Genomic DNA, 21,800 nt, shown 5'->3' with positions numbered 1-21,800 from the left:
TATTTAACAGGCCAATCCACTTTTAACGTTTGTTTCCGCTTTTTTTGCTGTGCGCAGTCATGGAGGAAGTCATGCATTTCAAATCAACTCTAGCAGGCCTTTTGGCGGCAACCATGCTTGCCGGTGCCGGTTCGGCGCAGGCCGAGACACTACGCCTTTTGACCTGGGGCTCCTATGCGCCGGACGAACTGATTGAAAAGTTCGAGGCGGAATATCCGGATATCGACGTCGAGGTGACCTTTTCCAACAACGAGGAAATGATCGCCAAGCTGCGCGCCACCGGCGGTGCCGGTTTCGACCTTGCTCAGCCGAGCCACGACCGCATTTATGCCGCTCAGCTGGAATACGACATCTACAAGCCGCTCGACCTTTCCAAGATCGACACATCCGTGATGGAGGCAAAGCTCCTGGACGGCGTGAAGGAAAACACCACGATCGAGGGCGAAGTCTACGCTGTGCCGCACCAGTGGGGCACGTCGGGCCTCATGGCAGACAAGACCAAGGCTCCCGGCCTGAAGAGCTGGGCGGATCTCTGCAATCCGGAATACAAGGGCAAGACCTCCATGCGCCTGAAGCGCACGATCCTGCTCGGCACGGCCTTCTCCATGGGTGAAGATCCGTTTGCGGCCTATTCCGATCTCGAAAAGTACCAGGGCATTCTCGACAAGGTCGCGGACAAGCTGATCGAGTGCAAGGATAACATCAAGGCTTACTGGAAAGGTGGCGACGACCTTTCCGCAATGATGCTGTCGGGTGAAATCGTCGGATCGGAAACCTGGGATTCCACCGCGTACAAGCTGTTCGACCAGAACGAAAACATCGTTTTCGTGCCGCCCGCGGAAGGCGCTCTTGCCTGGATCGACACCTTCGCGCTGCCGCGCAAGGCCAAGGCGGATGATGCCGCCTACAAGTGGATCAATTTCGTGCTTCGCCCGGAAAACGTCACGCTGATGTCCGCCAGCACTGGTGCCATCGCTGCCGTCCAAGGCGGCCAGGACCTTTTGCCGGAAGACAAGAAGGCAGCCGTGAACGCGGCCTTCACCAAAGAAGACATCGACAACCTGAAATTCTTCGCCAACATTCCTCCGGGAGTGGAAGACATGGAAGGCAAGACGCTTGAAAAGATCAAGGCGGCAACAGGCGGCTGATGATCGAAGGGCGGTCCCGTCTGCCCGTCAATGAAAATGAGCTAGGGTCAGGACTCACTAATTTGGTTGAATTGGCGCAGCAAACGGCAATGAGCTGCAAGGAAAAGCGCGACAAGCGGGCTTCCTGCCCGGTTGAGCGGTTTGACGAAGCAGACCGAAGCCGTTTATGCGTCCCGCAGGGATAGAGTGAGTTTGCCCGGCAACGTCGTTGCAAATCTTTGGAAACCGGACGGTTTCCTGCAGCTTTGCGCCTCGTATCCGAACAAATTCATCCCTACCAATTCATCCAAATTAATGGGTCCTGACCCTAAAGGCTCAACACAAAAGGGGGATATCGCGCAAAACCGGTATCCCCCTGCTTTCTGACTTTGCAGCTGGCGTGCCCTGATGACAGATACTCCCCCTTACGATCTTGAAGCCCTCGGCGTCTCCAAGAACTTCGGCTTTTTCACTGCGGTGAAGGAGGTCTCGTTCGACATTCCGAGCGGATCTTTCTTTTCCATCCTGGGGCCGTCCGGCTGCGGCAAGACAACCCTCATGCGGATGATCGCAGGCTTCGAGGATCCGAGTGGTGGCGACATCAGGATCAAGGGCAAATCGGTTCTGGGCACACCGCCGAACAGGCGCAACGTCAAGATGGTGTTTCAGCACCTCGCTCTGTTTCCGATGATGAATGTCTACGAGAACATCGCCTACGGCCTCAGGTGCAACGGGGTGGGTGCTGCCGAGATCAAGCGCAAGGTTCACGACGTCCTGGAACGCATCGCGCTGCCCGATGTCGGCGAGCGCGAAATACACCAGCTGTCAGGCGGCCAGAAGCAGCGCATCGCCATCGCGCGCTGCATGGTTCTCGACCCCGACGTTCTCTTGCTCGACGAGCCTCTCGGCGCGCTCGACCTGAAGCTGCGCGAGGCCATGAAGATCGAACTGAAACTGCTGCAGCACCAGTTCAACACCACATTCGTCTACATCACGCACGACCAGTCCGAGGCCCTGGTGATGTCGGACAATGTCGCCATCATGAACCAGGGCGAGTTCGAACAGATCGGCACGCCGCAGGAGCTCTATCACCACCCGAAGACCGCGTTTGTTGCAGGCTTTGTCGGCGACAGCAACCGGTGGTCCGGCGTCGTTAAGGCAAGCGACGGGACCGGCGGCAAAGTGGAAACCGAACAGGGTCTGCCGATGAGCTTTTCGTCCGCCGGCGAAGCCGCCATTCAGGAAGGCTCGAAGGTCAACATCTTCGTACGGCCGGAGTTCATCAAGACGGTTCGCGCAGGCGCTGCCGGTCAGCAGGCGGAGAGCGGTGACAACAGGATGGACGGCATTGTCGACAGCCTGCTCTTCAATGGCGCCAACAGCCGCATCCTGGTGCGGACGGGAACGGGAGAACTGGTCGAGGCGGACGTGACCCTGACCGGCGACAATGATCTGAAACCGGGAGAAGATGTCCACCTGGTCTGGTCCGCGAAGCAGGCAATGTGCTTTGCTGAGCAGGAGAGCGCATGATGCAGAACAAGGACATCAAGCGGCTGTCGCTGATCCTGCTGTTTGCCCCCTTCGCACTCTGGATCATCCTATTGATCATGCTGCCGCATATCGGCATGGTCATCCTGTCGCTGAAGGAAAAAGTGGCACCGCGTGTCTATCAGTACAGCTTTGCCAACTACCTGGAATTCATCAACGAGCCGATCTACTGGAACACGCTTCTGCGGACCGGCTCGATGTCGTTGCTGGTGACGGCGCTGGCTCTGATTATCGGTTTCCCGATCGCCTACTACATCGCAAAGATCGCCGGGCCGCGGTCTCGCGGCGGCCTGTTTCTCCTCTGCCTCATTCCGCTGTGGGTCAGCGACCTGATCCGTGCCTTCGGCTGGATCCTTCTCCTGCGCGAGACGGGCGTCATTTCGAATTTCCTGCTCTGGACAGGCCTTGTCGGCGCCCCGGTCGAGTTTCTCTACAACGATGTCGCGGTCATTATCGGCCTGACCTACACGGTGATCCTGTTCATGATCGTGCCGCTGGTCTCCACGCTGGACGGCATGGACAATTCGATGATCGAGGCGGGTTACAATCTCGGCGGCAACGGCTTCACGGTGCTGCGCCGGATCATCATTCCCTACGCCATGCCGGGCATCGTTGCGGGCTGCATCGTGACCTTCATGCTCACGGCCGGGTCGTACCTGACGCCCATCCTGCTCGGCGGCAAGAATTCGAGCTGGTTCACCGAGCAGATCTACAACCAGTTCATCACCCGCTTCAACTGGGAAGGCGGTGCCGCCTTCGGCATGCTGCTCCTGCTGTTCACGTCTTTCGTCATCTGGCTCGGCCTGAAACTCAGCGGGCAGACACTGGCCAACACCGTTGCCAAGAGCTGAGGAGGACGATCATGCTTGCGCAGAACAAGACCACGCCCTTCCTGCTCGGTTACCGGCTTTATGTCGTCGCCTTCTTCATTTTTCTTGCAGCGCCGCTGATCTCCGCCGGCGCGTTCGCCTTCAATGACAGCCTGTTCCCGGCCCTGCCCTGGCAGGGCTTCACGCTCGATTGGTTCTTCGGCGACACGGAACCTAAACTGGGCATGTTCCACGACAGGCGTCTCCTGCAGGGGCTCTATTATTCCTTCGTGATCGCGATCTTCGTTGCCGCACTCTCCGTTTTCGTCGGCACGACCAACGCCTTCCTGTTCGTCAGGGGAGAGTTTCCGGGCAAGAACTTCTTCTACATCATGATGGTCGTGCCCCTGGTGATCCCGGGCGTTATCCTCGGCATTTCCATTCTCGTTCTGGCCAGCGACACCGCCAATCTATTCGAGGATCGCTTTGATCTGGAACTGGAGTTCCTGCGGCCCGGACTTCTGCTCGTGGTTCTCGGGCAATTCTCCTTCATTGCCACGATCACCTCCCTGGTCATTACCGCGAGGCTGAAGAAGTTCGACGACACGATGGAGGAAGCCGCCTTCAACCTGGGGGCCTCCCGCGCCCGCGTCCTGCGCACCATCACGCTGCCGTTCCTGCGTCCGGCGATGATCGCCGCCGGGATCGTCGCTTTCCTTGTGTCGTTCGAGAACTTCAACACCACGCTGTTTCTCGTGGGCTCCGAAGCGCCGCTGACCATCACCATGTATGACCGGATGGCAAAGGTCGGTTCGACGCCGGTGCTGAACGCGGTGTCCTTCTTCCTGATGGTGGGCTCCGGATTGCTGGCCCTCCTGTCGATCGTGGTTCAGCGCGACAAGTCGGCCCGGTAGGGTCCCGGAACTGGTTTGAGCACAGACATGAGCGAATTCGACTTTGTCATTGTTGGAGCAGGGTCTGGGGGATCGGTCGTTGCGAACCGTCTTTCGGCCAACGGAAAATACTCCGTCTGCGTCCTGGAGGCAGGCGGGTCCGACCTGAACTTCTGGATCTGGATGCCGATCGGCTACGGCAAGGCGTTCTATAACCGGCACATTAACTGGATGTACCGGACGGAGGCCGATCCGGGCCTGAACGATCGTTCTGGCTACTGGCCCCGGGGCAAGGTCCTCGGCGGCTCCAGTTCCATCAACGCGATGGTCTACATCCGTGGTCAACATGCCGATTTCGAGGACTGGAAGGCGATGGGCAATCCCGGCTGGGGCTGGGATGATGTGCTCCCCCTTTTCCGGCGCTCCGAGACCAATGACGCAGGCGCCTGTGATTATCGCGGCGGCGATGGGCCCCTCCATGTTTCCAGTACGGCCCGGGATGTCCATCCCCTTTGCGCGAACTTTCTCGCCGCAGCCGAAGAAGCCGGGTTCAATCGCAATCCCGATTTCAACGGTGCCGACCAGGAGGGGATCGGGCTTTACCAGATAACGGCGAAGGACGGGTTTCGGATGTCGACCGCGCGCGCCTTCCTGTCGCCGGCACGCAAGCGCCCGAATGTTGAAGTCATCACCCGAGCCCATACCAAGCGGCTCCTTGTAGCCGACGGCAGAGTGACGGGTGTCGTCTATGACCATAACGGTTCTGATGTCACCGTGAAGGCGCGGCGCGAGGTCATCCTCAGCGCGGGCGCGGTCAATTCGCCGCAAATCCTGATGCTGTCCGGGATCGGTGACGGAGCCGAGTTGCAGTCGAAAGGCATCGAAACGCTGCTGCACCGGCCTGCCGTCGGAAAAAACCTTCAGGACCATCTCGGACACGACTATCTCTACCGGTCCAAACTCCCGACCCTCAACCAGCAGCTCCATCCCTGGTGGGGCAAGCTGTTGCAGGGCATCCGCTACGTTCTGACCAGGCGCGGCCCGCTGTCGCTCAGCGTCAACCAGGCAGGCGGTTTCGTGAAAAGCAACGCGGATACGCTCCGCCCGAACATGCAGCTTTACTTCTCGCCGGTAAGCTACACCAAGGCCCCGAAGGGCAAGCGCCCGCTGATGAACCCGGACCCGTTTCCGGGCTTTCTGCTCGGCATGCAGCCAACCCGGCCCACAAGCCGGGGCCATATCACGCTTCGCTCCGGCGATCCCTTCGACGCACCGGAAATTCACCCGAATTCCCTCAGCACCAACCACGATCTTACCGAAATGATCGAAGGGTGCAGGCTCATGCGTCAGATTGCGGAAAGTCCCGCTTTGCGAGAAATCATCGAAGAGGAGATCAGCCCGGGTCCCGGTGTTCAGTCGGACGCGGAAATGCTCGAAGATGTCCGCAATCGTTGCTCCACGGTTTTCCATCCGGTCAGCACCTGCCGCATGGGTTCTGACGAAACTCAAAACGTGGTCGATCACAGGCTTAAGGTCTACGGCATCGACGGCCTCCGCATTGTCGATGCCTCGATCTTTCCGACCGTCACCTCCGGCAACACCAATGCGCCCGCGATCATGGTCGGTGAAAAGGGATCGGACATGATCCTGGAAGACACGCAGGTGGCATAGCGGGGCAAGATGCGATCAGACCTCTTCACGGACGACTACAAGACGACACCGTACTGGCAGGATATTGCGCCGCAGGTCGAGCTTCCTGAGATCCGGTTGCCGGGCGAAGTGGACGTTCTCGTGGTTGGCGCGGGTTACACCGGTCTCAACGCTGCGCTACAAACCGCCAGGGAGGGACTTGGCACTGTTGTGATTGATGCCGAACAGCCTGGCTGGGGTTGTTCCATGCGCAATGGCGGCCAGCTGTCGACGAGCCTCAAACCGTCTTTCTCCGCCCTTTCGAAAAAATACGGCCGTGACCTCGCGACGGCCCTTTGCCGGGAAGGGCAGGCGTCGCTCGACTATATGCACGAACTGTCGGCGGATAGCGAACTTGACCTGGGCCTGAAGGAAGTCGGCCGCTTTCACGGGGCGCACAAGCCTCACCTTTATGAGGCACTTGCGCGCGATTGCGAAGCGGGGCACCCGGTCTGGAAAACCGATGCGTTCATGGTGCCCGAAAAAGAACTGGCGTCCGAACTCGGAACCGATGCCTATCACGGTGGCATGGTTCTTCCCCGGCATTGCAGCATCGACGTTTCGACGTATCTGCCATCGCTTTTGCGGAAGGTTGTGGCTGCAGGTGCCGGTGTCAAAGGCGGATGCCGCGCACTGTCGCTGGAGCGGGACGGCAACGGGTTCAGGGTCACAACCTCTGAAGGGGTCTACAAGGCCGGCAAGGTCATCCTGGCGACAAACGGCTACTCGGGGCCACTGTCCCCCTGGCATCAGCGCAGGGTGATCCCGATCGGGTCCTATGTCATCGCGACGGAAGAAATCCCGGCGGACTTGGTCGACCGGCTGTTTCCAACAGACCGGATACTCTCCGACACGCGCAAGCTCGTCTATTACTACCGCCTGTCACCGGACCGCAAACGCGTGATTTTCGGCGGACGGGTCTCCTTGAGCGAAACCGATCCGCTGCAGAGCGCCGCAAAGCTGCATCGGGATATGGCCGACCTTTTCCCGGAGCTGGCACCGATCCGTGTCAGCCACGCGTGGATGGGCTTTGTCGGATACACGTTCGACACGCTTGCTCACTGTGGGGAAGACAACGGTCTTTACTTCGCGGCCGGCTATTGCGGGTCAGGCGTCGGCATGGCCAGCTATCTCGGCATGCGAATGGGCCGCAAGGCCGCCGGTCTTGAAACGTCACTCTCTGCATTCGAACGCATCCCCTACCCGACGCGACCGCTTTACTCCGGAAATCCCTGGTTCCTGGCCCCCTCGGTTCTGGTTTATCGCTTCAGGGACCGGCTGGGGATCTGACGCCTTGTTGTCCCACATCGCGACGGATTAACGATCTGGAGCTTCTTCCGACCAATTTATTATGTTCGTTCTGTCTTGTTTTGAGACCCGTTTCCGACTATGTAATGCTCATCGATTTTGCTTGACGAACTTTGTCTATGCGCACACGGCGCCTCGAACGATCTTCCCTCTCAACGTCGACCTATTCGCAGCGGTGCACATCAATGAGTGCCGCGCAAGTTCTCATGACCGATTGAAAGGAAGTCGTAATGACCATCGGAACCGTGAAATTCTTTAACACAACCAAAGGCTATGGATTTATCCAGCCGGAAGACGGCGCTTCGGACGTTTTTGTGCACATTTCAGCTGTTGAACGCGCCGGCATGCCGCCGCTTGTCGAAGGCCAGAAAGTAAGCTTCGACGTGGTTCAGGACAGCCGCTCAGGCAAATCTTCCGCAGACAATCTGCAGGACGCCTGATTCTTGTCCCCGGTCCTTGACCACGGATGTACTGGCACGGACCGTTAAAGACCAGTGGAAAGGCCGGGAACTTCCCGGCCTTTTTTGCGTTCTGAACTCCCGAGGAAGCGAAGCTGATGACCTCCACGCACAAACCCGGCAAACTTGGCAAGACGCAGCGGATGAACGCTGAGTCCAAGGCCGAGGTGACCAGACGAATTTCATCGGAGATCGCACATACTGAAGCCGAACAACGTCGTATCAAGACCGAGAAACTCAGGGCTCAGAGGCTTGCGCTGGAAGCAAAGGCACCGCTTCGCAAAAGACGAGGCTGAACACGACCCTTCGCTTCTGAGTGTTTTTTTGGCACCTACCGGCCGGAAGCCGGCATGTCTTGCTTGGGCGGAAAGCTGAATTACGGTGCGTCGAGCGCCAAAGTCAGCGCTGCGGATTAAACGAATTTCCCGCCTTAGGAATCTGCGGCTACGCTCCGGAATTCAAGTGGACGCATTCAGGTAACGACAGATCAAACCTGTAACCGAAAGTTCTGGTTGCGTGCCGCAATGAAACGAGATCACGGGGGGAAGGTTATTCTATCGTCTTGCGCAACAGAACAAGATTGTCGAGGACGAGGTTTGAGGACCAGATAAAATCTGCATCCGCACCCGGCGTATCGAAGACATCTTCGAAATTCGTAAAGGCTTTTTTGTTTTTCACGCCAACCGTGTCGTTGGTGAATGTCACGGCATTTGGCCAGTCGGTATCATCGAAAGCCGGCATCATCCAGTCTGATGGAACAACCCAATGCGCTGCTGAATAGCCCCGTGCATCATCTACGCCTTCCACGCTGCACGCGGAACTGTCACGGGACTGCCCACTGAAAACGATGCAACCACGATCGTTCAAAGGGGACGTGTAAAATGTTTGCGCGCGCCAACTGTCATCCGTGATTGCAACAGTCGCACCGTTGGCATCCTGAATGTGCGCGACCAAGCCGCCATCGCCCGGATGGAAGGCTTTTCCACGATTGTCTTCTGAACCAAGACCGAGGTTCTCTTCCCAGTCGACCATCATCACCGCCAGCGTCACCGGCCGCGCCGCCTTGAAGCGAACCACGTTCGAGTTGAACTTAGTAAACGGGACCTCATCCACGGCAATCAGTCTGCCATTCACATGTAGTTCGAAGTAGTTGTCGGCGAAGATATACGCGATGAATTCCTCATCCCCACCCGCATCCAGCACGGGTACGCTGTTCAGATCCAGCTCTTCCAGGGACCCAAGCTGGTTACCTCCGCATTCATTGAAGAGATCGGAGGCAAATGGAACCAGTCCGTAGTTCGTTGCGGCGGGCACCGTCCAGACCGTGCCGTCGTCGGATGTGATTTCCCCAACCGCACTCGTGCGCGATTTGGGGCCGCAATCAAACAGACCCGGATTGATTTCTGTGGCAAGCCCGGTTGTGAAAGTGGCCTCTTGGGCTGATGCTCCGATTGAGACCGTCGCCAAAAGGGCGCCTGCGAGAACATACTTCATGGTTGCACACCCTTTGGGATCCTCGTCCTGAAAACACAACTTGCCGCGCGTAAACTTTCAAGTCAATGTCCAGTGTGGGAGAAGGCCTATTTTTAGCGTAGAGCGGACGTTCGCTGCAGATCGAACGAATGGCCGCATGGCGGACAAAGCGTTCATCAACCAAATGGCCGCTTTGCGCTTTGTACGACTACTCGATCTTGTTCTTTTGGTCCTTCGGCGAAACGCCGAAGTGAGCTCGGTAGGTCTTTGAGAAATGTGTTGGCGAGTTAAACCCGGTCGCGAAAGCGATTTCGGTTACCGACATGTCCGTCTGCACAAGGAGTCGTTGAGCCTTTTGCAATCGTAGATCAAGGTAGAACTTCTTGGGTGAGCAACTCAGGTATCGCCCGAACAATCGCTCCAACTGTCTTCCCGATACTCCTATTTCATGTGCTATTACCGAGGGTGGCGATGGGTCGTCGATGTTGTCTTTCATCCATTGGATTGCGCGGGCCAGGTGTTCGTTACGGATTCCATGACGTGATTGCAGCGAAACACGCTGCGACGCATCGGCATTTCGCACCGCGTTGTAGACCATCTGATCCGCGACTTCGGTGGCCAGCTCTTGCCCGTGGGTTTGGCCGATCAAGAACAGCATCAGGTCCGCCGTTGCAGTTCCTCCGGACGCGGTGATGATCGGCGCCTCGGCGACGAAAACGCTGCGGCTGAGGCCAACCTGCGGAAACTCCTCCATGAAGCTGTCGTGGTAATCCCAATGGATCGCTGCCTTTTGGCCGTCGAGCATTCCGGCCTCGGCCAGAATATAGGCACCGGAACACAAGGCTCCGATCCGGGCCCCGTGCGCGCGACCCCGCCGGATGGCGGCAAGCAGATTGGACGTTGCGGCAGATTGAACACCCAGGCCAGAAAGGACGAAAATCGTATCCGCATCGCATGCATCCGCAAACGTATGCGCAACCCTGGTCTCGGATCCGTTCGAGGCGCGCGCAAACTCTCCGTTTTCGGAAGCAAAGCACCAACGGTACAACTCTTGTTTGGACACTAGGTTGGCGATGCGCAGCGGTTCGACAGCGCAGGAAAACGCAAGATGGGAAAAGTTCTCGACCAGCAGGAACTGGAAGTGTTCCGGCGTAGAGTGGTGAGTGCCGTTCACACGACTTCCCTGATTTTGTGTGTTCAGATTAGAAATCCTTGCAGATCCTCAGCGCATCATAAAGGGCTGCGTGAATGTTTCGCCCCGCAACCGCATCCCCGAGCCTTGCGAGCAAATACGTCCCGCCGTCCCCCGAGGCCTGCAACGGGTTTTGCCCCGCGACCATTGATGCCTGATCGATCTGCCCGCGGTTATGTGCGCCTGCCTTAAGATCGTGATAAAGCGCATCCATCGGTGTAATGCCATGCTCGATCACGACGTGATCGACAATGTGCTTGCGGGATGCTCCGGTCAGGACATGGCGGAGCGTGACCTCTTTGCGGTTGCCGGCTTGCGCTACGGTTTCGATCTCCTGAAAACACTCGAAGGTAACAGCCTGTCTTGCCAGATCGCGCAGCACCACGGCCGAGTTCGTGGGGCCAAGATCCTGTGCCGTGGCGCGATCCGGCGTGACATGAGTGACGCCGCATCCCGCACGCGCCAGCGCATCGGCGCAAACAAGTGCTGCATGATCCCCCACTTCGTCAAAGAGCAGAACATCGCCCTTAACGCGCGCCTCGCCTGACAGGACATCCCAGCTGGAAATTGTCAAACCGGCGCCGTCAATCGAAGGCGGGGCGGGCCAGCCCCCGGTTGCGACGATCACCAGATCGGGCGTTTCACCCAGCACTTCATCGGCTTCGACATAGCTGTTCAGACGGATATCGACGCCAAGGCGGGTGACTTCGCCGATCAGCCAATCTGCGACGCCCCAAATCTGGCGGCGGGTCATGGCGACGCTTGCCAATTTCAACTGCCCGCCGAGCTTGTCGCTGGCTTCGAACAAGATGACGTCGTGCCCGCGTTCAGCACTGATCCGGGCAGCTTCCAAACCGGCGGGCCCGCCGCCGACAACGACTACTTTCTTGGCGATCTTCGCCCTGGTGAACAGGTGCGGCATCGTCGCTTCACGCCCCGTCGCCACATTGTGGCCGCAGACCGCCGCCTTGCCCTGGTTCACACGATCCACACAATAGCCCAGGCCGACACAGGGGCGGATACGGTCCTCTTCCCCACGCGCGAGCTTGGCGACCAAATATGGGTCCGCAATCTGTGCCCGTGTCATCCCGATCAGATCAACATGCCCCTCTGCCACTGCATGACGGGCTGTGGCGATATCAGCCACGCCGCCCGCGTGAAAGACAGGTAGGTCTACCGCGGCGCGAATGCGCCCCGCAACGGTCAGGTGCGGAGCAGAGGGCATCCCCATCGGCGGCACCCAGCCCGCAAGACCAAGATCGTCATAGGGGGCGCCCGCAAGAATGTTGAGAAAATCCACCGCTCCGGTTGCAGCGATCTTTTGCGCGATCTCTACGCATTCATCCGCGTCCAATCCGCCCTTTGTCAGTTCGTCCCCCGTCACCCGCATACCGAGGACCAGATCTGGCCCCACGGCCTCGCGCACGGCCTCAAGCACCTGCATGCTGAGACGGAACCGGTTATCGAGCGAGCCTCCATAGCTGTCGTCGCGCTTGTTGATCAGCGGCGACAGAAATTGCCCCAGCAGATGCGAATGCGACAATAGCTCGATCCCGTCAAATCCGCCCTGTTGGCAGCGCCGCGCGGCATCGGCGAATTGTGCGATGATGCGGTTGATGTCCTCGATTTCCATGGCCTTGGGGAACGAGCGGTGCGCCCTTTCGCGCGTCCCGCTCGGCCCGGCAACAGGCAGCCAGTGCCCGTCATCCCACGCCGTGCGCCGCCCCATATGGGTGATCTGGCACATGACAGCGGCACCGTGTGAGCGGACCCCGTCGGTCAGCTTTTCGAACCACGGGATGATGCTGTCGTCGCCGGCATAAAGCTGCCCGAACACCGACGGGCTGTCAGGCGCAATATTGGTAGACCCGCCGATGATCGTCAGGCCAACCCCGCCCTTTGCCTTCTCCTCGTGATACAAACGGTAGCGATCACGCGGGTGCCCCCCTTCTTCGTAGGACGGGGCATGCGCAGTGCTCATGATGCGGTTGGGCAGTGTCAGGTGACGCAATTGAAAGGGCGCAAGCAGCGGGTCGTTCTTCATGGCGGGCTCAATAGTCTTGGTTCAAAGCTTCGGCTTCCGGAATTTCACGTTCACGTTTCGCGATATAGGCAAGCAAGGCCTCATCGGTTGCTTCATCCAACTTGGGTTCCTGGTATTCGCTCAGCAATTTGCGCGCACGTTTCAAGGCCCGTTCGGTGATTTCAACGCTACCTTCGGCCTGCCATTGTTCGATCGAATTGTTATCGAACATGTCTGGCATAAAGAACGCACGTTGGAAATTCTCCAACGTGTGCGGGTGCCCCAGATAATGCCCGCCGGGCCCAACTTCCGAAATCGCCGCGATGCCTTCGTCGAAATCGTCCCATCGTGGCCCTTCCGCCATGCGATAGGCCATCGCACATTGCTCAGCATCCACGATGAACTTGGCCGTAGAACAATGCATCCCGGCCTCGTTCCAACCCGCCGAATGCCAGATGTAATTCGCCCCCGAATGCATTACCGCAGACAGTGTCGTCGCACTTTCATATCCCGCCTGCGCGTCAAAGGTCTTCGCGCCCCCAAGAGTGTTCGATGTCCGCCACGGCACATCATAAAACCGCGCCATCTGACCGATCATGAAGTTCATCAGGCTGATTTCCGGCGTGCCCGCCATCGGGGCACCGGATTTCATCGAAACGGTTGCCAGATAGTGACCATAGATCGCAGGGCAGCCTTTGCGGATGACTTGGGTATAGGCCAGCGCGCTGAGCGCCTCTGCGTTCAACTGCGCCACCGTCGGCGCGACGGACGCAGGCGTGTTGGCACCGCCCAGAACGAAGGGCGAGCACAGGACCGGTTGGTTGCGCCTGTTGAACGCCCGCATGGCGCCCAACATCGTTTCGTCCCAGAGTAAAGGAGAGTTGGCGTTGCAGTTGCCCGTGACAACCGGGTTCCGGTCGATAAACTCCGCCCCGAACAGGATCGCACACATATCCAGCACGTCTTCGGCATTCTTGGGGCTGGTGGTCATGCCCATGAACGTCTTGTCGGAATATTTCATCGACGAATAGGTGATGCGCAGATGGCGATGACTGATCGCATGATCATAGGGTTCAACGATATGATGCGCCGAGGAATGCAGCGCGGGCATCATATGCGCCAGCTTGTGAAACATCGCCAGATCGTCCAGCGTCGGGTTTCGGCGAACATCATCAAGGTCACGCAGATACGGCGCGCCCGTCATCGGGACGAACATGGAATGCTTGCCGCCCAACCGAACGTTCCGGCTGGGGTTGCGGGCATGATAGGTGAAATCGCTTGGGATGGTCTTGATCAACTCACGCACAAGTCCGCGATCCAGGCGCACCAATTCACCGTCGACATCCGCGCCCGCCTTGCGCCAGTCCTCAAGCGCTATGGGGTCACGAAAGACAATGCCTACGTTTTCGAGAATCGACATCGAGGCGTCATCAATCCGGCGTACCTGCTCTTCGTCCATGACCTCACAGACCGGCAAGGACCGGGTGAGCCCAGGCAACATGCTAAAGTCAGTTGCTTCTCGCGTGGCGCGGCGGGCGCTTCGTCCGCCGGAACGACTGGTTCGTTGAGTGTTTTCTTGCATTTCTTGTCCCCTGCCTTTGGCTTCCAGAGACAATTGAACAGGTTTCGACGCCTATGAATTAGCGACATGGAGCGTGGATTCAGCGACACCCTTGATTGTCGAGTGGCAGCAAAAGAATCAAACCGAGGCACTTTGATATCGGTTGGATTTAAAGTCTGAAAGACATGTAGGTCTCGGCTATTCGACTCTAAGCCGTCACTCGCTGCGATGCCGAATTCCGCAATTACGGGCTCGGAGCCGACGTTTGCTGCGCGTTTTTGCAATGTCGCCTATGCGCCGGAAATGATCATCGCGAAACCGCCGCCGCTCGGCTGCACACACAATTCCAACCTGACATTTTTACGAAGCCCTCTCGCCGCGAAGTGCGGCAGCGCGCGCATGGTCTTGGACACGCCGTAGCGGAACTGGGCTCAAATCAACGATAATCGCATATCTAACAAAGTGTTATGTTTTGGTTTCAGATCCGTCTGCTAAACTGTCCGTTAGGGCATCTTTTTATACTTTGCGACCGGGGTCGGGCTTGGCTCAGCCGATACTGGTGTGTGAAGTATCGGGAATACAGGCTGAAACGCACCGCAAAGGTGACCCGGATCGAAGTTGGGAATGACACGGGACATGCCGATAGACCGCGATATCGAGAAAGGTGAACGCCGCCAGATCACGGCGCTGTTTTACGACATGGTCGGCTCGACAACCATGGTCAACAACATGGATGTGGAGGATTTCCGGGAAATCCAGCAGGCGGTTCACCAGGCGGCGCACCGCGCGATTGCCGCCAATGGCGGTCATCTTGACCTTCTGATGGGCGACGGCGGATCCGCCTATTTCGGTTATCCCGTGGCCAGCGAGGACGCACCGTTGCAGGCCGTTCTGGCCGGACTGGCGATCCTGACTGAATGCGCCAAGGCCGCGGAAGACTTTGACGAACCGGTCAGGATCAGGGTCGGGATTGCCACCGGTTCTGCGGTTGCCGGTCAGGCCGGCAGCGGCGCACTGGCCACGCGGGACGAGATCATCGGCATTGCACCGACGCTGGCCGCCAGGATCCAGGGTCAAGCGAATGTCGGCACGGTGGCCGTCTCGAACGCGACCTACAAGGCCACGCGCAGACTGTTTCACTATGAAAGTCTCGGCGCCCACGAACTGAAGGGATTCAACGAACCGCACGCCCTCTGGCAGCCGCTTGGCCGCCGCAAGACGGTCGACCGCTTCGAGACCTTGCGCAACAACGAACAGCCGTTCGTGGCGCGGCGGAAGGAGCTTGCCGGAGCACAGGAGCAATGGCAGCAGGCGCTGGGGGGAAACGGCCAGTTCCTCTTCATCCACGGCGAGCCAGGCATCGGCAAGTCGCGGCTGTGCCACCAGGTCGTTGAAACCGGCCGGGCGGATCAGGTCCACGTGCTTGATTTTCAATGCGAGCCGACGAGCCAGGAGACGCCCTACTACCCGATCGTGCGAAGCCTGCGCGCCGTCCTGCAAAAACATGACGCTGCATTCGACTTCGACGCGCCGTCGGCCACGGCAATCAAAAGCGCCCTGTCGCTTCCGGGCGATCATCCCGACGCGTTCTTTGAAGAGCTTGCGTTTCTGATCGCGCCCTTCTCACCGGGGCAGCAGAACCGGGAAGCAGAAGGTCCCGGCGACGCGCATTCCGCCGTTGAAACGCTTGTGAATGCGGTCATGGCGATCGCGAGCGCAAAACCGTGCGTGATGAAAATCGAGGACCTGCACTGGGCAGACAGCCAGACGCTCGAGGTCGTTGCACAATTGGTCGAGCGGATAAGGGATGCGTCCATCTTCGTCATCGTTACGTCGCGAAATGCACCCGCTGACGACTGGATGGCTGCAGGCAACTTTTGCGCCCTGGGACTGACCCGCCTCGGCTCCGAAAGCATCGTTGAACTGATCGAAAATCTCGCCGGCGCAACGCATCTGCCGAAAAAGCTTATCGACGCCATTGTTGCCCGCTGTGACGGCGTCCCGCTCTTTGCCGAGGAACTGACCCGTTTTGTCCTGGACCGGAACGCGGATGACGCACTCGACGAAGGCCTCTGGGAGAAACTGTTCGAGTCCGACGAAACCGCCAGTCTGCAGGACCTGCTCGCGGCCCGTCTCGCAGCGCTTGGCCCCTCGAAGTTTGTTGCCCAGGCCGCAAGCGTGATCGGCCGCAGTTTCAACGTTCTCACGCTTGTCGCGCTTCTGTCGACAACGGGCAACCCGGCCAGTGCCGAGGAAAGCCTGGACGAGCTTGTTGCCGGCGGCTTCATCGAACAGCAGGCAAGCGAATTCGAAACGTCGTACCGCTTCCGGCATGTCCTGGTGCAGCAGGCCGCCTATTCCGGCCTGCTGCGTTCAAACAAACGCACGCTTCACTCTGCGCTTTACAAGATCGTCACCGAGGACACGGAGCTCGGTGAGACATTCACGAGTGCGGAGCTTGCAGCCCATGCCGAGCAGGCTCAATTGCGCACCGAGGCGGTCGGCCACTACATCGACGCAGCACGGTCGGCGTCTTCGAAATCGGCCATCAAGGAAGCCCGCACGCTCCTGACTCGCGCCGGTGAACTCACGGCCGACTTGAAGGACAAGTCGGCGGCCAGCACGCTTGAACTCGAGATCGTGAAGCTGCTGGGACCGGTCGTCGCGATGCTGGACGGCGCCGGTTCGCCGGAAGCCTCCAAGCTCTATCAGCGCGGTGTAGAGCTTTTGCATGACAATCCGGACACAGACAGGTCCAGCGGTTTTCCGCTCTATTGGGGCTGGTGGTTCACAGCGCCGAATTTCCAGGCGCAGCGGGAACGCGCTGAACTGCTGCTTGCGGACCTGGCCGGTTCCAACAACAAGGAAGTCGAACTGCAGGCCCTTCACTGCCGGTGGGCAACGGCCTTCAACACGGGTCAGCATGCCGACTGCATACACGCAATTACCAAGGGTCTCGAGCTCTATAGCGAGGACGAGGCGCTCGATCACCGCACCCGCTATGGCGGCCACGACGCCAAGGTGTGCGGGCTTGGCGAAAAAGCCCTGTCCTCCTGGTTCATGGGCCAGACCGAAACCGCGCTTCAGCACATGGATGCGGCGGAAGACTGGGCAAGGCACATCGATCACGTAGGCAGCACCTGCCATGCGCTCGATATCGGCATCATGCTGCATCGCTACAGGGGGGACATCGACCAGGTCGCACGGTTCGCGCGCAATATGCGCGATACAGCCACCGAGCACGATCTCAAGTCCCTGGAAGCGAAAAGCCTGATTTTCGGTGGCTGGGCAAACGGCATGGCGGGCGATCCGGCCAAGGGCAGGGAAATCCTCGCTCAGGGTCTTTCGATCCAGCAGGAAATCGGCACGGAGGAAGACTTTCCCGTTTACCTGGAAATGGCCGCCGAACTCGATGGCCAGCTCGGGCGCCATGCCGACGGCATCGCCCTTGTCAGTTCCGCAATCGAACGCGCCGAGACCGCCGGACATGCGTTCTGGCTGGCCGAACTCTATCGGCGCCGGGCAAGGCTGCGCAGCGCGTCCGATTTCAAGGAACAGCAGGTTGGACTTGATCTCGCAAGGGCGGAAGAAATCGCTGGCCAGCAGAACGCAACCGTGCTGCTGCTTAGGACCCTGACCGATCGGGCCGTGCTGCTTCCCGATCATGGCAAGGGACCGGAACTTGGAAACCGGCTCGGCGATCTTCTGGCCGACCTGGAAAGTGGACTTGAGCGGGACCGTGCACTCAGCTTGCTCGCAGGCCTGCTGAAGTGACCGATCCGACGGTCTCTCATTCCCGGAATTCTTTGGGTGCTCATGCTGAAAATTCAGTCCGTCTCTACCGGGCCGATACCTATCTGACCCGTTTGCAGGGACATCTGGCGTCCTTCGGCATTACCCGGCTGGCCGACATAACCGGGCTCGATCGGCTCGGCATTCCCGTTGTTCAGGCCATACGCCCCCTGGCGAGATCGAACGCCGTCAATCAGGGGAAAGGTCTGACAATCGAGGAAGCCGCAGTTTCTGCAGCCGTGGAGGCGCTCGAAACGGCAGCAGCAGAAACGGTGCCGTCAGAGGCTGAAGAGCTTGTCTCTCCCGCAGCGGTCTACGGGTCTGAGGCGGTGGAAAAACTCGCTCACCATCTCTTGCCGGATGCGCGGCAGGGCTGGACTGAAACACCCCTTCCCTTTCTCACCGGAACAGACCCCGCCACGGGTGAAACTGCGCGCGTTCCCGCAGCTCTTGTCAGCACCGACTTCACGCCCGGCTCACCCCACGCAGCCTCCCCGTTCATCAGAACGACGACCGGGCTCGGAGGCGGCGCAACGCGCCAGGAAGCGCTCGTTCAGGGTCTGCTCGAGACACTGGAAAGACTGGGCACGTCCCGGGCGATGACAATTCACGGCTTCTTTGAAAAACACCGGCTGGCTGCCGAAACGCTGGCGAACGGGAAACTGAACGGCCTTCTCGACCAGTTGCAGGCCTCCGGCCTCCTCTGTGCGATTTACGATTGCCCGCGCGCCGGCGGCTTGCCGGTTATCTGGGCACGGTTGCTGGATGAAGGGAACTCATCGACGTCGCTGCCGTTTCACGCGGACGGCTTTGCATGCCGCACAACCTATGCCGAGGCCGCCATCGCGGCGCTTCTGGAGGCCATCCAGACGAGAGCGTCTGTTATCGCGGGAGGCCGCGAAGATATCACGCGGCAGTTTTATCCGAGGCGGATTGACCAGGAACTGGTTGACTTTGAACGCGCGCAATTGCGGAAGGTGCCCGGCATGGCCGCGCCTGAAATCGATACGCCGCCGGAGGCAAACCCGGAAGAGCTTGCCAGACGACTGCGGATTGAAGGTTTCCAGGCGATTGCGATACCCCTTCTTGCCGACGCCGACATCCCGCTTCATATCGCCCGCATCGTCACGCTTGCCCGCAAGGAGGCAGACGCATGAGCCGCTCGACGCTGCCTGTGATCGTCTTTGCCGGACCGAGTGTCGATCCGGCTGATATTCCCGAAGATTTCAGGGCACATCTGTCAGGACCCGCGTCACAGGGGGACATCGTCGCAGCGGTAGAGCAGCACGGACCCTGTGTCATCGCTCTGATTGACGGGCTCTTTCAGGGCGTGCCGGCCGTCCGGCACAAGGAAATTCTCTGGGCCATGTCCCGGGGTGCAATCGTCTTTGGCGCTGCAAGCATGGGGGCCCTGAGGGCTGCGGAGCTCTGGAGCTGCGGCATGCAGGGCCGTGGATTGATCTATCGCTGGCTTCGACGCTTTCCCCTTCTTCCGGACGACGCGGTCGCCGTCCTTCACGCGCCACCGGAACTTGGTGCCGGGTCGCTCACCGAAGCGCTTGTCGATCTCAGGCAGGGGATCAAACGCGCCCGCCGGCAAGGCCTTCTTTCTCAGGAAGCGGCGGCTGCATTGCTGCAAAGAGCCCAGCAGCTTCACTACACCGACCGCACTTTCGCGAACCTGACCGCAGATCTCCCGCCGCAAGACCGCCCGGCTGTCCTTGCGAGCGTTCGCCGTCCTGGCTGGTCTCAAAAGAAAAAGGACGCGTTTAACCTGCTCCGTGAGTTACGCGCGCGCCAGCTGCATGACAACTGGCCTGCGCCGCCGGCGTCTGCAGGATTTATCTGCACGGACGCGTTCCTCCATGATCTGGCAGAAAGCGGATTTCCGGTACACACGCTCGACGTTCATTGACAGCCTATAAAAATTACCTAGAGTAAAAAGTCGTCGCTGACGTGAAATCGAAAATAGTCCTGTCGTTCCAAGGAAATAAAAGCAACACCCTACGCAATTCGCACCTGATTGCACCGCTGCAACCGGATGGGTTTACAACCGTCATATCGAGGTCGATTTGAGTATCTATGTGGACCAGCAGTCAGTCTCGCCCAAGACGGGAAGTCTGGGAACGCGGTTTCTGATCTATCCTCAGGTGCCACACGTCACCGGCTACGAAAAACCCGAAACGGTCTGGATCAGCACACCGCCGGGCGAGATCAAGGCCGGGCCCGCCGACCGGCGCATGTATGTCGTCGATCCGCTTTTCGAAAAGCCCGTCTATGAGTATCCCTACCAGCCACCCTTTGTCGGCGACAGTTTCCCACCGGCCGAGGCAGGACCTGACGGCCATTTCGATCATCTCGATCCGCAAAGCCGTCAATTCATCTGTGCACATGTCTTTGCCACGCTCAGGCGTGTGCTCGACATCTGGGAGAGCTATCTCGGTCACGAGATCATCTGGCATTTCGCCCAGACCTACGAGCGCCTGGAGATCATTCCGCAGGTCAACTGGCACAACGCCCAGTCCGGATACGGCTACATCGAGTTGGGTATCGAGCGCGGCGACCGGGAAAGCGCCTACCCCTATGCCCTAAACTTCGATGTGATTGCTCATGAGTTCGGCCATGCTCTCATCTTCGCCGAAATGGGCACGCCGACAAGCGCGGCCAGCAGGCAATATTTCGGCTATCATGAGAGCGTCTCCGATCTGATCGCCCTGATCTCTCTGCTGCATTTCGACAGCGTTCTGGATCGCCTTCTCAGATCGACGAACGGCAACCTCCTGACGATGAACGAACTCAACCGGATCGCGGAACTGGCGGGCGACAAACAGATCCGCACGGCCAGCAATGACCGCAAGATGAGCACTGTCAGCGACGCGGTGCACGATCTTTCAAAGCCGTTCACCGGAGCGATCTTCGATACGCTTGTGGAGCTTTATCACCGCGATGCGGTGGAGCGGGGCCTGGTCGACCTTCCACGGGAAGTCAGTCATGACCGGCTCTTTGAGCTTGATCATCACGAAATAGAACTGATCGGCAGCCGCTTCGCGGAAGCCTACGCCGCCCGGTCCTTCCTTTTGAAGTCGACACTGGAAAACGCACGTGACCTTCTGGGCTCGGCGATCGCAAGATCCTGGGGCACCCTGGACCCGAACACGCTGAATTATGCGGTCGCAGGCGCGGCGATTGCAGATCAATTCGATGAGATGGGCGCACCGGAAGCCGGTGACATCCTTATGGAAAACCTGGAATGGCGCGAAATCGTCTTTCGACGTTAATTGCGTGAAACTCCAATTCAAACGGGGGAACTACAAATGACAGACCATCCTTCAGGCGGCGATTTGCCGGCCATTCTGCCTCAAGCACCATATGATCCTGCCGAGATCATTCTGATAGGGATGTATATCTCGGAATATGCCGGTGTATCGACGGCTGCCGACGTTGCGATCAAGGGGCAGGAAGTTGCAACCGAGGTCGTGGACGATGGAAGCGGTGGCCAAAAATGTGTCCCCAAGAGCGGTGTGAAACCCAAGATCAATATTCAGCTGGTTCACACAACGAACAAATCCATCGCGTTGATCCAGGCCTACATATTCGAAGGAAGCTACTACGAACTTCCGAAACCGAAGATAATGGTCGTTTCCGGGGCCGCGAAACCTGTGCCTGGAAAATCGGACGCCTTGCAGTACTGGCGCATGAACAAACTGGATCGCACAACGGAGATTTCGGTTGAAGACGGCTTGCTCGAAACGCTTATTCTTGAAGCCAATTTGCCGGGCCGGCGCTCACCGAACTCCTATGCGGCGAATATGCAAATGGCGCACAGGTCGGGAAGATTGAATTCCTAGCGCCATCGCCTGATGGCAACCGTCAACGAAGGCTCGTCGAATGTCCTGAAGCTTTGTGTTTGCTCAGGGGCAGTCCTGA

The 21,800-nt window shown here is 58.8% G+C and carries 17 protein-coding genes; 13 read left to right on the top strand and 4 right to left on the bottom strand.

Translation table 11 applies throughout. From position 1 onward, the window contains the following. Window positions 1-71: 71 nt before the first annotated feature. The 8 genes from RDA78_RS13150 (at window position 72) to RDA78_RS13115 (ending at window position 8,128) form a co-directional block, all read left to right on the top strand. Window positions 72-1,148, top strand: coding sequence for an extracellular solute-binding protein (locus tag RDA78_RS13150; protein WP_434055753.1), 1,077 nt, complete (start codon window positions 72-74; stop codon window positions 1,146-1,148). 387 nt (window positions 1,149-1,535) lie between these two features. Further along, window positions 1,536-2,657 (top strand): ABC transporter ATP-binding protein, encoded by a 1,122-nt coding sequence (locus RDA78_RS13145; RefSeq protein ID WP_434055752.1) that lies wholly within the window; start codon window positions 1,536-1,538, stop codon window positions 2,655-2,657. Further along, the gene (locus RDA78_RS13140) at window positions 2,654-3,526 is read left to right on the top strand and encodes an ABC transporter permease (RefSeq protein WP_434055751.1); all 873 of its coding nucleotides are present in this window, start codon (window positions 2,654-2,656) and stop codon (window positions 3,524-3,526) included. The genes RDA78_RS13145 and RDA78_RS13140 overlap by 4 nt, the downstream gene beginning before the upstream one ends. Before the next feature lie 11 nt (window positions 3,527-3,537). Continuing rightward, window positions 3,538-4,398, top strand: coding sequence for an ABC transporter permease (locus tag RDA78_RS13135; RefSeq protein ID WP_422037023.1), 861 nt, complete (start codon window positions 3,538-3,540; stop codon window positions 4,396-4,398). 27 nt (window positions 4,399-4,425) lie between these two features. Continuing rightward, the gene (locus RDA78_RS13130; RefSeq protein ID WP_434055750.1) at window positions 4,426-6,048 is read left to right on the top strand and encodes a GMC family oxidoreductase; all 1,623 of its coding nucleotides are present in this window, start codon (window positions 4,426-4,428) and stop codon (window positions 6,046-6,048) included. A gap of 9 nt (window positions 6,049-6,057) precedes the next feature. Continuing rightward, on the top strand, window positions 6,058-7,356 hold the full coding sequence (locus RDA78_RS13125) for an NAD(P)/FAD-dependent oxidoreductase (RefSeq protein ID WP_434055749.1): 1,299 nt from the start codon (window positions 6,058-6,060) through the stop codon (window positions 7,354-7,356). Window positions 7,357-7,604: 248 nt separating this feature from the next. Then, a complete protein-coding gene (locus RDA78_RS13120) occupies window positions 7,605-7,814 on the top strand; it encodes a cold-shock protein (protein ID WP_434055748.1) in 210 nt (69 codons plus the stop codon). Window positions 7,815-7,930: 116 nt separating this feature from the next. Beyond that, window positions 7,931-8,128 (top strand): hypothetical protein, encoded by a 198-nt coding sequence (locus tag RDA78_RS13115; protein ID WP_434055747.1) that lies wholly within the window; start codon window positions 7,931-7,933, stop codon window positions 8,126-8,128. 253 nt (window positions 8,129-8,381) lie between these two features. On the opposite strand, the gene RDA78_RS13110 is transcribed toward RDA78_RS13115, so the two are convergent. The 4 genes from RDA78_RS13110 to RDA78_RS13095 all read right to left on the bottom strand — a co-directional run bounded on the left by RDA78_RS13110 (window position 8,382) and on the right by RDA78_RS13095 (window position 14,102). Next, window positions 8,382-9,326, bottom strand: coding sequence for a hypothetical protein (locus RDA78_RS13110; protein ID WP_434055746.1), 945 nt, complete (start codon window positions 9,324-9,326; stop codon window positions 8,382-8,384). A gap of 187 nt (window positions 9,327-9,513) precedes the next feature. Next, window positions 9,514-10,479 carry a GlxA family transcriptional regulator gene (locus RDA78_RS13105; RefSeq protein WP_434055745.1) on the bottom strand — a complete coding sequence of 322 codons (966 nt, stop codon included), beginning with the start codon at window positions 10,477-10,479 and terminating at the stop codon, window positions 9,514-9,516. Window positions 10,480-10,507: 28 nt separating this feature from the next. Then, window positions 10,508-12,541, bottom strand: coding sequence for an FAD-dependent oxidoreductase (locus RDA78_RS13100; RefSeq protein WP_434055744.1), 2,034 nt, complete (start codon window positions 12,539-12,541; stop codon window positions 10,508-10,510). 7 nt (window positions 12,542-12,548) lie between these two features. Further along, window positions 12,549-14,102 carry a trimethylamine methyltransferase family protein gene (locus RDA78_RS13095; RefSeq protein ID WP_434055743.1) on the bottom strand — a complete coding sequence of 518 codons (1,554 nt, stop codon included), beginning with the start codon at window positions 14,100-14,102 and terminating at the stop codon, window positions 12,549-12,551. A 603-nt stretch (window positions 14,103-14,705) separates the two neighbouring features. Between RDA78_RS13095 and RDA78_RS13090 the strand changes: the two genes are divergently transcribed. The 5 genes from RDA78_RS13090 (at window position 14,706) to RDA78_RS13070 (ending at window position 21,721) form a co-directional block, all read left to right on the top strand. Beyond that, window positions 14,706-17,855, top strand: a complete 3,150-nt coding sequence (locus tag RDA78_RS13090) for an AAA family ATPase (RefSeq protein ID WP_434055742.1) — start codon at window positions 14,706-14,708, stop codon at window positions 17,853-17,855. Further along, complete coding sequence (locus tag RDA78_RS13085; protein ID WP_434055741.1) at window positions 17,852-19,030, top strand: YcaO-like family protein; 1,179 nt, start codon at window positions 17,852-17,854, stop codon at window positions 19,028-19,030. The genes RDA78_RS13090 and RDA78_RS13085 overlap by 4 nt, the downstream gene beginning before the upstream one ends. Then, on the top strand, window positions 19,027-19,788 hold the full coding sequence (locus RDA78_RS13080; RefSeq protein ID WP_434055740.1) for a TfuA-like protein: 762 nt from the start codon (window positions 19,027-19,029) through the stop codon (window positions 19,786-19,788). The genes RDA78_RS13085 and RDA78_RS13080 overlap by 4 nt, the downstream gene beginning before the upstream one ends. 157 nt (window positions 19,789-19,945) lie before the next feature. Then, window positions 19,946-21,151, top strand: a complete 1,206-nt coding sequence (locus RDA78_RS13075; protein WP_434055739.1) for a hypothetical protein — start codon at window positions 19,946-19,948, stop codon at window positions 21,149-21,151. A 36-nt stretch (window positions 21,152-21,187) separates the two neighbouring features. Next, window positions 21,188-21,721, top strand: a complete 534-nt coding sequence (locus RDA78_RS13070) for a hypothetical protein (protein ID WP_434055738.1) — start codon at window positions 21,188-21,190, stop codon at window positions 21,719-21,721. The last annotated feature ends 79 nt before the right edge of the window (window positions 21,722-21,800 follow it).

Source organism: Roseibium sp. (assembly GCF_051016195.1).
Classification (GTDB): domain Bacteria; phylum Pseudomonadota; class Alphaproteobacteria; order Rhizobiales; family Stappiaceae; genus Roseibium.
The sequence above is the reverse complement of the archived record's forward strand: the minus strand, read 5'-3'. Positions and strand labels throughout refer to the sequence as shown.